The sequence below is a fragment of the Novosphingobium sp. MMS21-SN21R genome (genome assembly GCF_031846015.1).
GTDB lineage: Bacteria > Pseudomonadota > Alphaproteobacteria > Sphingomonadales > Sphingomonadaceae > Novosphingobium.
The window spans coordinates 247,887-261,136 of sequence record NZ_JAVRDU010000001.1 but is presented as its reverse complement, the minus strand read 5'-3'; the positions used below and the strand labels follow the sequence as shown (position 1 = coordinate 261,136).

The following is a 13,250-nucleotide window of genomic DNA, read 5'->3' as shown; positions in this document are numbered from 1 at the left end:
CCGCGCCATTATGACCGCGACGCCGCTCCGCCTGTTCCACGTAAGCGATATCCACTTCGGCCTCGAGGATCGCCGCGCTCTCGACTGGGTGGCGCAGTGTATTGCACGCGAGAAGCCCGATGCCGTCGCCATCACCGGTGATCTGACGATGCGGGCGCGACACCGCGAATTTACCGCCGCCTGCCAGTGGATCAGCGCGCTTGGCGTGCCGGTGACGGTCGAAGTCGGCAACCATGACCTGCCCTATTTCAATCTGATCGAGCGCTTCGTAGATCCCTACCGCCGGTTCCGCTCGATCGAGGCACTGGTCGAGCGCGAAATCGACCTGCCCGGCGTCGCCATCGTCCCGCTCAAGACCACCGCCCGCGCGCAATGGCGACTGAACTGGTCGAAAGGCACTGTCGGCAAGGCGGCTCTGAACCATACGCTCGCCGCTATCGACGCGCTGCCCGAGGGCGAACGCGCGGTCGTGGCCTGCCATCATCCGCTGGTCGAGGCGGGAACCCGCGGCAAGGCGCTGACACGTGGTGGAAGCCGCGCGCTGGCGGAACTCGCGCTGCGCAATGTCGTCGCCGTCATCTCGGGTCATGTCCACGATCCGTTCGATCTGATCCACCCGACGCCCAATGGCCCGGTCAGGATGATCGGCGCAGGCACGCTTTCGCAGCGCGTCCGCTCGACCCCGCCCAGCTTCAACGAACTGACTTTTGAGGGTGACAGCCTGAAAGTGCGTGTGCGCAATCTCGAACATGTGCCGACGCGCGACATGCAGATCGACGACGTTCCGGAAAACGCCCTGCCCCCGCGCACCGAGGGTGAGCCGGTGGCTCCGGTCGGCGCGGTCCCGGCAGTCGACCCGCCGGTTCACTGATCAGCGGGGGCCGGCAGCCATATTGTCGATCAGCCGCGCCCCTCCAATGCGCGCGGCAACAAGCAGGCGCGCAGCCTGACCGGTGAACGATGGCAATGCCTCCAGTGTCGCGGCATCCCGCAGATCGGCGTAATCGACCGAAAGAAAGCCCGCGCCAAGGATCTCGGCCTTCAACGCAGCAAGGCTGGAAGCCACATCTGCGCCGCTTTCGATCACTGCAATCGCCCGGCGCATCGTGGCCGACAGACTGGCGGCGGCATCCCGCTCGGCTTCAGTCAGGTATTGGTTGCGACTGCTCATGGCGAGGCCGCTCGGCTCTCGCACGGTTTCGACACCGATAATCGCATCAACATGCGGCAGGGTAAGATCGAGATCGCGCGCCATGCGGCGAATGACCGCGAGCTGCTGCCAGTCCTTTTCCCCGAATAGCGCAAAATCGGGACGAACCTGATTGAACAGCTTGCACACCACGGTCGCAACGCCATCGAAATGCCCCGGACGCGCCGCGCCGCACGCCACTTCGCTCACCCCCGACACCGAGATGTTGGTGGCATAGCCATCCGGATACATCTGATCGACGGTCGGGGCCCACAACACCGCCACGCCCTCGGCCTCCAGCAAGGCGGCATCAGCAGCCAGACGGCGCGGATAGGCGTCAAGGTCCTCGGCCGGGCCGAACTGGCGCGGATTGACGAAGATCGAGACGACGACATGGTCGGCGCGCTTGCGGCCGTCTCGCACCAAGGTCAGGTGTCCTTCGTGAAGCGCACCCATCGTGGGCACGAACGCAACGGTTTTTCCCCCGTTTTTGAGGGCATCCACCGCCGCGCGAAGCTCTACAAGCCGATTGATGGTTTGCACGTTGGCGGCCTCTCCACTAAGTCCGGACAGACGGGCGATAGGGGGGCAAGTGGCCTCCTGCAAGCCCGGCCGCAGCATCACAACAGAGAGAACAGCCCCTTGTCGACTGGTCCGCACCGCATCGTCTTCGCCAACGAAAAGGGAGGGACCGGCAAGTCCACGACGGCCGTTCACGTCGCCGTCGCGCTCGCCTATCAGGGCGCCCGCGTCGCGGCGATCGACCTCGATTCCCGCCAGCGCACGATGCACCGCTATCTCGAGAACCGCGCCGAAACGATGCGTCGCCGCCAGGTCGCGCTTCCGACTGCCACTTTCGAAGTCTATGACGGTCAGAGCGTCGAGGAACTCGATGAATTGACCGAACGCCTTGGCCAAACTCACGATTTCATCGTGTTCGACACGCCCGGACGTGACGATCCGCTGGCCCGCCACGTCGCCACCCGCGCCGATACGCTGGTCACCCCGCTCAACGACAGTTTCGTCGATTTCGACCTCATCGGTCAGGTCGACGCAGAGACGTTCAAGGTCCGCCGCCTGTCGTTCTATGCCGAACTGATCTGGGAAGCGCGCAAGAAGCGGGCGATGGCCACGATCAAGGATGCCCAAAGTGGGCAGGGGCGCCGCGAAATGGACTGGGTCGTCGTGCGCAACCGCACGGGCTATACCGAAGCGCGCAACCAGCGCCGCATCGATCAGGCGCTGACTGAACTGTCCAAGCGTGTCGGCTTCCGCATCGCGAGCGGCTTGTCCGAGCGCGTGATCTACCGCGAACTGTTTCCGAGCGGGCTGACCCTGCTCGACAAGGGCCATCTGGGCGAACTGGGCACCAGCCATCTCGTCGCGCGGCAGGAACTGCGCACGCTGGTCATGGGTCTCAACCTGCCGGTGCCTGCCAAGGCTGCGCCTCAACCGCCAGCCCCGCTGGAAAGCGCCGCCTGATGGTAAAACTGCTCACGCTTGCGGTCCTCGTCAGCCTTGCCTGCAAGCTGCTCGCCGGACGCTGGCCGTGGGAATTGCTTGCGGGTGATCCGCGTTCAAACAGCGAGGCAAAGGCCCGAAATCTGCTCGGGATTCCAGCCAGCGCTGGGCACGAAGAGGTGATCGACGCGCACCGTCGCCTCATCGCGCAAGTTCACCCGGATCGGGGCGGATCGAACGAGGCCGTGCACGAAGCCAATGCCGCGCGCGACTTGCTGCTGGCCCGGCTGAGCGACCGCCGTCCAAGATAACACTCGCGGCGCACAGGCAAGAAGGAACCGGGACAATGCGCCACACCTTCGACCCCACGATCCTGCGCGAATACGACATTCGTGGTGTTTTCGGCGAGACGCTCGGCCCGGATGACGCCCGGGCCATAGGCCGCAGCTTCGGCACCCGCGTGGCTCGGGCGGGCGGATCACGGGTGGTCGTAGGCTATGACGGGCGGCTCAGTTCGCCCATACTCGAACACGCCCTGGTTGAAGGGCTGAATGCCAGCGGGATCGACGCTGTGCGGATCGGCATGGGGCCAACCCCGATGCTATATTATGCAGCGGCTTCAATTCCAGATTTGCAGGGCGGCATTCAGGTAACCGGCAGCCACAATCCCGCCAATCACAACGGCTTCAAGGCGGTATTTGAAGGTCGAGCGTTCTTTGGGGCCGACATAGTCGATCTCGGGCGGATCGCCAACGAAGGCGACTGGGTTTCCGGCACCGGGCAGACCACGACTGTCAGCATCATGGAAGCTTACGTCGACAGGCTGCTCAAAGGCTTGGACGGGATCGACCTCTCCGCGCTGGATGGCATCAACATCGGCTGGGATACCGGCAACGGCGCGGCCGGCCCCGTGGTCGAGGCGCTCACCGCCCGACTTCCGGGCAACCATGTCCTTCTGTTTACGAGCGTGGACGGCCATTTTCCCAACCATCATCCTGATCCGACTGTAGAATCCAATCTCGCTGATCTGGTGCAGGCTGTCGTGCGAGGAAGGCTCGACTTCGGATTGGCATTCGATGGTGATGGCGACCGGATCGGTGCAGTCGACGGGACCGGGCGCACAATCTGGGGCGACCAGCTGCTCGCGATCTTCGCCGAAGACGTGCTGGAAACCGCGCCGGGCGCCGCGATTATCGCGGATATCAAGTCCAGCAGCGCCTTGTTTGACCGTATCACGCAGCTCGGCGGCGATGCCATGATGTGGAAAACCGGCCATTCGCTCATAAAGTCCAGAATGAAGGAAACTGGTGCCTTGCTCGGCGGCGAAATGAGCGGGCATGTGTTCTTCGCCGACCGTTACTACGGCTTTGACGACGCGCTTTATGCTGCCGTCCGACTCATCGCCGCCACCGCCCGCCTCGGAAAATCGGTTACGCAAATGCGTGCAGCCATGCCCGCGATGGTCAACACCCCCGAATTGCGTTTCCAGATCGACGAGACGCGCAAGTTCGTCGTGGTCGATGAAGTGCGCGACCGGCTGCGCCGCCAAGGCGCGCGCATGTCCGAGATCGACGGGGTGCGCGTCGATACGCCCGATGGCTGGTGGCTGCTGCGCGCGTCGAACACGCAGGATGTGCTCGTCGTTCGCGCCGAATCCCGCAGCGACGAGGGCCTTGCCCGTCTGCTGGAACAGGTCGATGCGCAACTGGCCGAGTCCGGGATCGTGCGCGGCCAGCAGTTCGGCCACTAGAACAATGCCGCTTTGCCCTTGCCAAGTCCGATCGCGCTGACGCATCAGGGCGCGCGAAGGATAGAAAAAAGAATGCTCATCGGGATCGATCTGGGCACCACCAACTCTGCGGTGGCCCTGTGGAAGGACGGCGAAGCGCAACTTGTGCCCAATGCGCTGGGCGCACTGCTGACACCGTCAGCCGTCTCGGTCCTGCCCGATGGCAATACGCTGGTCGGGGCCGCCGCGCTGGAGCGCGTGGCGCTTAAGGACGGGGCGACCGCCACCAGCTTCAAGCGCCTGATGGGCACCGACCGCAAGATCCGCCTCGGCCGCAAGGATTTCTCTGCCGAAGAGCTTTCGGCCTTGGTCCTGATGTCCCTGCGAGATGATGTGACAGCCTTTACCGGTGACCGCCCGACCGAAGCGGTCATCACCGTCCCCGCCTACTTCAACGATCGCCAGCGCAAGGCAACGCGCCGTGCGGGCGAACTGGCTGGGCTGGCTGTGCGCCGCCTGATCAACGAACCGACCGCCGCAGCGCTCGCCTTCGGGCTGCAGGACAAGGCGGAGCGCGAACCGTTTCTGGTGTTCGATCTCGGCGGTGGCACCTTCGACGTCTCGGTTGTCGAGATGTTCGAGGGCATCGTCGAAGTCCGCGCGTCGGCAGGCGACAACCGGCTCGGCGGTGATGATTTCAACGCGGCGCTGGTCACTGCTGCAAGGGGCCGCCTCGATCCGGAAGGCAAACTTGCCGCCCTCGGCCAGACGCAGGCCGACGCCCTGCTTGGCCAAGCCGCCGAACGCACCAAGCGCACGCTCAGCGAGGCGCAGGAAGCGGAATTTGCAGTCACAGTCGGGGACGAGCGCCTGTCGGCTCTGATAACCGCGAGCGAATTCGAGGCGCAGGCAGAAGGCCTGATCCGCCGTCTGCGCGACCCGGTAGTGCGCGCCCTGCGCGATACGCAGATCGACGCCGCTTCGCTCAGCGAGATCGTCCTGGTCGGCGGGGCCACGCGCATGCCGCTGGTGCGAAAGGCAATCACCCGCTTGTTCGGGCGTTTCCCCAATTCCTCGGTCCATCCCGATCATGCGGTGGCGCTGGGCGCAGCGATTCAGGGCGGGCTGATCGCGCGCGATGGCGGGCTCGAGGAAATCCGCATCACCGACGTCTGCCCATTCACGCTCGGCATCGAAACGGCGGAGCGCACCCAACGCGGGATGATCCAGCAGGGGTTGTTCTCACCGATCATTGATCGCAACACCCCGGTGCCGGTCAGCCGGTCTGGCGTCTACAGCACGATGAGCGACAACCAGAAGCAGATCGAGGTGACGATCTATCAGGGCGAGGCGCGCGAAGTCTCGGGCAACGTCAGGCTGGGCGCGCTCAAGGTCCCGGTGCCGCCCCGCCCGGAGGGAGAAGTCGCCATCGACGTGCGCTTTTCCTATGACAGTTCGGGCCTGCTCGAAGTCGATGTTGAAGTGCCGCTGACCGGAACGAAACACAACCTCGTGATTATCGACGAGGAAGACCGCAAGGCTGCGCAGGATCTGGACGCGCGACGCAAGGTCCTTGCCGCCCTCAAACACCACCCGCGCGAGCAGGCAGCCAATCAGGCGCTATTGGCACGCGCCGAGCGCTGCTTCGAGGAATTCCTCGGCGACATGCGGGCTGCAATCGGCGAGCGCACCCTCGCATTCACCGCCGCGCTCGACGCCCAGGACCCGCGCCGCATCGCCGACGCTGCCGCTGGCCTCGCTGCGCTGCTCGACGCACTCGAAGCCCATTCGCCGCTGTGAGCGCACAGCCATGACTCCCACCCAGGCCTTCGGCGCGCTCGGCATCGCCAAGACTAGCGACGTTTCCGCCGTTCGGCGCGCCTATGCCGAAAAGCTCAAAGCCATGGACGTCGATCGCGATGTCGCGGGCTTTGCGCGGCTGCGTGATGCCCGCGATGCTGCGCTCCGTTGGGCCCGGATGCAGGCCGCGCCGGTTGTGGTGGAAGATACCGCGCCAGTTGCCACGGACACCGACTCTCAGCCAGACGAAACAGAGCCTGACAAAGCCGGGCGCGAAACCTCAAGCTGGCTTTATGCAGCGCCCGAGCTTGCGGGAACCGCCGATCCGTCGCTGACCACGCGACTTGGCCAGAGCGCGCAATCGCTCGACGTCACGCCCGGCTTCGCACAGGCTCAGGCCCCCGCCGAACAGGCCATTGCGGTGAACCGCGATCCGTTCACCCGGCCCGTCCTGCTGGGCCTTGAGCAGAACGCAGATGCGGTCATGCCGGCCTGGGCGCATGAACAGGCGCTCCACCGCCTGCTCCTTCCCGCAATAGAAGAAGCCGAGCTGCCGTCACTCGAAGGATGGGAAGAAGCGATGGCACGCGGGCACCTGAAGTCCGTATTGTACAATGCCGAGACGGTTAGCGTGACCGCGTTTGACGAAGTCGACAACTGGCTGGCCAGCCTGCTTGCCCGCAGCTGGCCGCGCTCGGCGCCGTTGCTCGAACCCGCCGCACAGGTGTTCGGCTGGGAGAGCGAGCGCGGTCAGGTCAGCGAACGCCCGGCGGTCGCTTTCCTCAACGCGCGCCTGCGCGGGCTGCGTTTCCGCGAAAAGGTGGAAGTGCCGGGCCATCCCTTGCACAAAGCATGGAACGAGCTGACAACTCCGGCCCAGCAGGGCAGCCGCAAGGGCTGGTTCGTCAAGCGCAGCGATGTCGCGCAACTGCTCGGCGGCGTACGCAAGAACTTCCCCGAACTCGAACACCACTTCGATCCTTGGCGCGTCGCGCTATGGGAGCGGCAGGATAAGACTGGGACTGGCGGCTGGTGGAGCAAGACCCGGCTGATAATTTTCGCCGTCATCCTGCTCGCCCAGATCGCCCGGTTCGCGACGAGCGGGAGTGACCGCGGCCCGCAGACCGCCGAAGCGCCGCCGCCCGTCTCGGAGAGCCAGACCGACAGCGACAAGGCGATCATCTCCCGCGCTGTCACCGCTATCTTCGGCGAAGGGGTGACGTTCGAACAAGTGCAAGCGCGCCAGCCCGACCTTGCCGCACTGTTCTCGGCCAACCGCACGATTGCACGGTCCGAAAACGACAGCGACGACGCCTATATCGCGAAGGTCCGTGATCTGGTGCGCGAGCGGATGTACATGACCGCGCTTACCGCAAGGGGCCCGGTTCTGGAGGACGTCCAGCGCATCCGGGCCGATGTCCTGCGCGCGGCTCAGCAGGCTGGGCCTGAACATTGCATGGCCTATACCCGCACGCGCCGTCTCGCTCCCGAAGTGACCGTCGGCGGGTCTGTGCTGTTACGTGAACGCGACCTCGCGCGGCGGATGCTCGACGCGCGGCAGCTGGGTCCGCCTGCGAGAGCGGCAGGCGGCCGCACAAGCGTGCCCGGTGAACTGGTCGCCAAGGTGGTGGAAACGACCGGCATCGGCGATGCGCGCGTGCGTCAGGCGATGAACGGCAGCGGCTCTGATGCCGATCAATGCGCCGTTACCGTCGCGCTGATCGATGCGGCACTGGCTGCACCCGCCAAAGAACGACAGGCCATCCTTTCGGTCCTCTAGAACAATCCCTATCTTGACCGGGATGACGCTGCCCCCCGCCATAGCTGACTGGTTTGCGCAGCGCGGCTGGCGGGTGCGGCAGCATCAGTGGGACATGCTCGAAGCGGCCCGCGCAGGCGAGCATGCGCTGCTTGTCGCTGATACCGGCGCAGGCAAGACGCTGGCCGGCTTCCTGCCGACTCTAGCCGACTTTGCCGGTGACGACCCACCGGGAAACGGGTTGCACACGCTCTATGTCTCGCCGCTCAAGGCGCTTGCCCACGACGTCCAGCGCAACCTGCTTGTTCCGGCCGATGAGCTCGGCCTGTCGATGCGCATCGAAACACGCAGCGGCGATACACCCTCCGACCGCAAGGCGCGTCAGCGCGTCAAGCCGCCGCATGTCCTGCTGACCACGCCCGAATCGCTATCACTCCTGCTCAGCTACCCCGAAGCGGCAACGATGTTTGCGGGCCTCAAGCGGGTTATCATCGACGAGGTCCACGCTTTCGCCACGGGCAAGCGCGGCGATCTGCTCGCCCTATCGCTGGCGCGGCTGCAAGCCATTGCGCCGGACATGCGCCGCGCGGCACTTTCTGCCACCGTGGCCGATCCTGACGATTTCCGCCGCTGGCTTGCGCCCGACGGGCAGTCCGCTTCGGTTCGTCTCGTGGATGGAGAGCCGGGCGCTGAGCCTGAAGTGGCGATCCTCCATCCCGAAGACCAGCGCGTGCCTTGGGGCGGCCATGCGGCTGCATGGGCAGTGCCGCAGCTCTATGACGCCATCCGCCGCAACAAGATCACGCTGATCTTCACCAACACGCGTTTTCTGGCCGAGTACATCTTCCAGCTGCTGTGGGATGTCAACGACGACAAACTGCCCATCGGCATACACCATGGTTCGCTCTCCAAAGAGGCGCGGCGCAAGGTGGAAGGCGCAATGGCGCGAGGCGAGTTGCGCGCACTTGTCTGCACCGCCAGCCTCGATCTCGGGGTGGACTGGGGTGATATCGACCTCGTCGTCCAGATGGGCGCACCAAAGGGTTCATCGCGTCTTCTCCAGCGGATCGGTCGCGCAAACCACCGGCTCGACTGTCCCAGCCGCGCCTTGCTGGTACCCGGCAACCGTTTCGAATTTCTCGAGGCCTTTGCAGCCCAGCAGGCGGTCGAGGAAGGCCAGCGAGATGGAGAGGATTTCCGTGCGGGCGGACTCGATGTGCTGGCACAGCATGTGATGGCCAGTGCGTGCGCAGGACCTTTCGACGAGGCTGCACTGCTGGCCGAGGTGCGCTCGGCCCATCCGTACCGGTGGATCGACGAGGCGCAGTGGGCGCGGGTTCTGCAGTTTGTGGCGACCGGTGGCTACGCCTTGCGCGCTTATGACCGGTTCAAGCGCATCGTGCGCGACAAGAACGGATCGTGGCGGCTTACCCACCCCGAACATGCCGCGCGGCACAGGCTGAACGCCGGGATCATCGTTGATTCCGAAATGCTCGAAGTCCGATTCCGCAACGGGCGGAGCCTGGGCAAGGTAGAAGAATCTTTCGGGGCAACGCTTTCTCCTGGCGATACCATCCGCTTTGCGGGGATGGACCTCGAGGTCGAGGGTCTGCGCGATCTCGAACTGATCGTACGCGCGGCCAAGAAGCCTGGGCAGATCCCGAGTTACATGGGCGCGCGACTGCCTCTCACCACCCATTTGGCTGAGCGGGTCCGAACGCTACTGGTGGATCGCCCAGGCTGGTCGCGTTTCCCCGATGACGTGCGAGAATGGCTCGAGATGCAGGACTGGCGCAGCCGCCTGCCCGGCCCCGGCGAACTCTTGGCCGAGAGCTTTCCGCATAACGGGCGGCACTACACCGTGTATTATACATTCGAAGGCTGGAACGCGAACCAGTCGCTCGGGATGCTGATCACCCGGCGGATGAACGAGCGTGGGCTGATGCCGCTGGGCTTTGTCGCCAACGACTATGCCCTGGCGGTGTGGAGTGTGAAGCCGGTGGACGATCCCGCCCCCTTTCTCTCACCTGACATTCTTGCGCACGAATTTGTCGAATGGGTGGAGGAATCGCACCTGCTGCGCCGCGCATTCCGTGAAGTTGCCGTCATATCGGGCTTGGTTGAACGGCAACATCCGGGCAAGCGCAAGTCGGGTAAGCAGGTCACCTTTTCAACCGATCTGATCTATGACGTGCTGCGCAAGTACGAGCCAGACCACTTGCTGATCGAGGCGGCTTGGGCTGACGCGCGCGCTCGCATGACCGATGTCGGGCGGCTGGGCGACTTGCTCGACCGCGCTGCAGGGCAGCTTGTCCATGTGAAACTGGACCGGGTGACGCCATTGGCTGTGCCGGTTCTGGTGATGATCGGGCGGGAGACGCTGCCGGCGGGAGCCGCTGACGACGAACTGCTTGTCGAGGCGGAGAGCTTGGCGGCAGCAGCGATGCGGGCCGATTGACGGACAAACAAAAAGGGAGCGGATTTCTCCGCCCCCTGATTGTTTGCGTCTGGCTGGAAGCCCGCCGCTTCTCCGAAAGCCTTACTGGGCTTTCTGGAAGGTGGCGAAGTTCTCGTTACCGACGAAGCCGAACTTCGTGACCTTCGAATCCGTGATGATCTTCATGATCTGGTTCGCGATCTCGTAGCTGGCATATTCCTCGGGCTGGAACTGAAGCTCCGGCTCGGGATTGATCGCCTTCGTCGACTGCAGGATCGACACGAGCTGGCCCGTGTTGATCGGTGCACCGTTCCAGAGGATCTGGTTCTGCATCGTCAGCACAAGCTTGTTCTTGATCGGATCGATCTGAACAGTGTCCGTAGGTGGCTGCGGCTGTGGAAGGTCAATGTTCACCGCGTGGGTGGCCACGGGGATGGTAATGATAAACATGATCAAGAGAACGAGCATGACGTCGATCAACGGCGTCGTGTTCATTTCCATCATCGGCTGGCCATCATCGCCGCCGGCGCTCATACCCATGTTTGGTACTCCTGTTCGTTCTCTGGCCCGGTCGGCCGGTCAGGCAGCCTTTCGGCGTCCCGACCGTTCCGATCGGCGTTAACCGTTGGGGTCAACCGGGGTGGAGATGAAGCCGACCTTCGGATAACCCGCCGACTGGACGTTGTAGATGGCCCCTGCGATGCACTTCCAGGGAACATTGACGTCCCCGCGGATCTGCACTTCGGGGATCTTTTCCGGATCCATGTTGGCGGCGCCGCCTTCACGCTTCACGATCGCATCGAGGCGATTGAAAGCCTGTTGGTAAAGCTCCTGGTTGTCGACCGGGGTCTGGTTATTGAAATAGACGCGGCATTGGCCGGTGCGCGAAGAGCCTTCATATCCGGCTTCCTTCGGGCTGCGACCTGCTGCGTCAGTAGAGACGACCGAAAGCATCAGGTTCTCGACCTTGTCCTGCGATTCCTCGCTGGGAAGGACGGGGACCTTGAGCTTTTCGACAGTCTGGATCGCGACGGGCACCGCGATAAGGAAGATGATCAGCAGCACCAGCATCACGTCCACGAGCGGCGTGGTGTTGATGTCCGACATCGGGCGTTCTTGACCGCCAGCGCCGCCTACAGACATTGCCATGGGTTACATCCTATCCGTTCTGAGCCGCGGAAGAGTGCCGGAGATGCCCCGAAGGGCGGAACTCCGGCGGAATCCCCGCATTTCCGAACCGGGCTGGCAGCGATGCCGCCAGCCCAAGTACAGCTTACTTCTTGACCGGAGCGGCCGGGGTGGCAGGAGCAGCGGCAACCGCCGGCTTGACTGCACCCTTCGAGTTGATGTTCGCCAGCAGATCGGTCGAGAAGCCCGAGAGCAGCTCTGCGATGCGCTTGTTGCGTGCCTGCAGCCAGTTGTAGGCAAGCACGGCAGGAACGGCGACGAGCAGACCGAGCGCGGTCATGATCAGAGCTTCACCAACCGGACCTGCAACCTTGTCGATCGATGCCGAACCGGCGAGGCCGATGTTGATCAGAGCGCGATAGATGCCGACGACGGTACCAAACAGGCCGATGAACGGCGAGGTAGCACCAACGGTTGCGAGGAACGGCAGGCCACCGGCGAGCTTCGAGTTGATCGAAGCTTCCGAACGGGCGAGCGAACCGTGCAGCCAGTCATGGGCTTCCATGGCATCGGTCATCTTCGAGTGCTGGTCTTCAGCGGCAACGCCGTCATCGACGAGCTGGCGCCAGGCCGAGTTCTTGTCGAGCTTGGTGGCACCTTCACGGATCGTGGCAGCGCGCCAGAAGCCCGAGCGCACGTTCTTGTACTGGCCAAGGATCTTGTTCTGTTCGAAGAACTTCGTGAACAGGATGAAGAACGAACCAAACGACATGATGCCGAGAATGATGACGGTCGCATAGGCGATGAAACCGCCCTGCTCGAGCGCTTCAGCGAAACCGAACTTGTTCTGCGGCGCGGCGTTGGCGGCCACAGCGGCAAGGTTGTAGATGAACATTGCGAGTCTTCCTCTTCAATTCAAATCAAAGTGCGTGAAAGCCGTTGTTGACGGATTTCCGTGTCTGGCCCTGCGGGATCAATCCTTTGGAATGATCCAGCGGATTTGGTTCGAATACGAGCCCGTGGACGGGTTGCCTTCGCCATCGGTAGCGGGCGTGAAACGCGCGCGACGACGGACGTTGGAACACGTGGCCTCGTCAAGATCGGGGCTGCCGGAAGATCTGGTGATCTGGCAGTCCGTGACCTTGCCATCGGGACCGATGGTGACACGAAAACCCGTTGTGCCTTCACGCTCTTCGCGAAGCGCACGCGAGGGGTAGTCGTTCGACGTCGCCCAATTGCCCGGGTTGCCCTTGGGGACAGCACCCTTCGGCGTGAACCGCGGCGCCGGAGGCGCTGCAGGCGCTGGAGGCAGAGCCACTGGCGCTGGCGGAGCCGGCGTCGGGGGCGCTACATTCACCGTCTGAACCTGCGGAGCAGGCGCGTTAAAGCTGATCGGCGGCGGAGGCGCGACGATCGGCGGTGGGGGCGTGTCATCCTTCGGAGGAGGAGGCGGCGGCGGTTCTTCCGGCGGCTTCTCTTCCTCGATGTTGACCGCCGAGGTTACCTCTTTCACCTTCTGTATCGCCGAATACGCAAGCCCTGAGACCAGCGCATAGCCGACGACGACATGAAGGATCGCAACGATGATGAGCGCGGTGATCTTGTTACCGCTCATCTGTTGGTCAGCGTATGCCATTCAGCTCCAATACTCCTGATCGCCCACCCGGACATGATGCGCACGGAAGCACGCCCTGCCCAAAGGTGGAGCCCGCACGCAAGATCACCGTCCTGCGCGAAAGCCAATCCA

12 protein-coding genes are annotated in these 13,250 nt (G+C 63.8%); 7 read left to right on the top strand and 5 right to left on the bottom strand.

Annotated features, from left to right (window positions below; all coding sequences use genetic code 11):
* The first annotated feature begins 10 nt into the window (after nucleotides 1–10).
* Complete coding sequence (locus tag RM192_RS01265) at nucleotides 11–871, top strand: metallophosphoesterase (RefSeq protein WP_311505714.1); 861 nt, start codon at nucleotides 11–13, stop codon at nucleotides 869–871.
* On the opposite strand, the gene panC is transcribed toward RM192_RS01265, so the two are convergent.
* Nucleotides 872–1,732, bottom strand: a complete 861-nt coding sequence (panC, locus tag RM192_RS01260) for a pantoate--beta-alanine ligase (protein WP_311505713.1) — start codon at nucleotides 1,730–1,732, stop codon at nucleotides 872–874.
* Nucleotides 1,733–1,831: 99 nt separating this feature from the next.
* On the opposite strand from panC, the gene RM192_RS01255 reads away from it, so the two are divergent.
* The 6 genes from RM192_RS01255 to RM192_RS01230 all read left to right on the top strand — a co-directional run bounded on the left by RM192_RS01255 (nucleotide 1,832) and on the right by RM192_RS01230 (nucleotide 10,396).
* Nucleotides 1,832–2,671 (top strand): division plane positioning ATPase MipZ, encoded by an 840-nt coding sequence (locus RM192_RS01255; protein WP_311505712.1) that lies wholly within the window; start codon nucleotides 1,832–1,834, stop codon nucleotides 2,669–2,671.
* Nucleotides 2,671–2,961 (top strand): molecular chaperone DnaJ, encoded by a 291-nt coding sequence (locus tag RM192_RS01250; RefSeq protein ID WP_311505711.1) that lies wholly within the window; start codon nucleotides 2,671–2,673, stop codon nucleotides 2,959–2,961. Before RM192_RS01255 ends, RM192_RS01250 begins: the two co-directional genes overlap by 1 nt.
* A 35-nt stretch (nucleotides 2,962–2,996) precedes the next feature.
* On the top strand, nucleotides 2,997–4,400 hold the full coding sequence (gene pgmG, locus RM192_RS01245) for a phosphoglucomutase/phosphomannomutase PgmG (protein WP_311505710.1): 1,404 nt from the start codon (nucleotides 2,997–2,999) through the stop codon (nucleotides 4,398–4,400).
* Nucleotides 4,401–4,472: 72 nt separating this feature from the next.
* Complete coding sequence (locus RM192_RS01240; protein ID WP_311505709.1) at nucleotides 4,473–6,179, top strand: molecular chaperone HscC; 1,707 nt, start codon at nucleotides 4,473–4,475, stop codon at nucleotides 6,177–6,179.
* A gap of 10 nt (nucleotides 6,180–6,189) precedes the next feature.
* Nucleotides 6,190–7,959, top strand: a complete 1,770-nt coding sequence (locus tag RM192_RS01235) for a hypothetical protein (protein ID WP_311505708.1) — start codon at nucleotides 6,190–6,192, stop codon at nucleotides 7,957–7,959.
* Between the two features lie 22 nt (nucleotides 7,960–7,981).
* Nucleotides 7,982–10,396: a ligase-associated DNA damage response DEXH box helicase gene (locus RM192_RS01230; RefSeq protein ID WP_311505707.1), complete on the top strand. Its 2,415-nt coding sequence runs from the start codon at nucleotides 7,982–7,984 to the stop codon at nucleotides 10,394–10,396.
* Between the two features lie 81 nt (nucleotides 10,397–10,477).
* On the opposite strand, the gene RM192_RS01225 is transcribed toward RM192_RS01230, so the two are convergent.
* From RM192_RS01225 to RM192_RS01210, 4 genes are all read right to left on the bottom strand, one after another.
* A complete protein-coding gene (locus tag RM192_RS01225; protein WP_311505706.1) occupies nucleotides 10,478–10,915 on the bottom strand; it encodes a biopolymer transporter ExbD in 438 nt (145 codons plus the stop codon).
* A gap of 78 nt (nucleotides 10,916–10,993) precedes the next feature.
* Nucleotides 10,994–11,524 (bottom strand): biopolymer transporter ExbD, encoded by a 531-nt coding sequence (locus tag RM192_RS01220; RefSeq protein ID WP_311505705.1) that lies wholly within the window; start codon nucleotides 11,522–11,524, stop codon nucleotides 10,994–10,996.
* Between the two features lie 124 nt (nucleotides 11,525–11,648).
* Nucleotides 11,649–12,398, bottom strand: coding sequence for a MotA/TolQ/ExbB proton channel family protein (locus RM192_RS01215; RefSeq protein WP_311505704.1), 750 nt, complete (start codon nucleotides 12,396–12,398; stop codon nucleotides 11,649–11,651).
* A 78-nt stretch (nucleotides 12,399–12,476) separates the two neighbouring features.
* A complete protein-coding gene (locus RM192_RS01210; protein WP_311505703.1) occupies nucleotides 12,477–13,139 on the bottom strand; it encodes an energy transducer TonB in 663 nt (220 codons plus the stop codon).
* Nucleotides 13,140–13,250 lie beyond the last annotated feature (111 nt).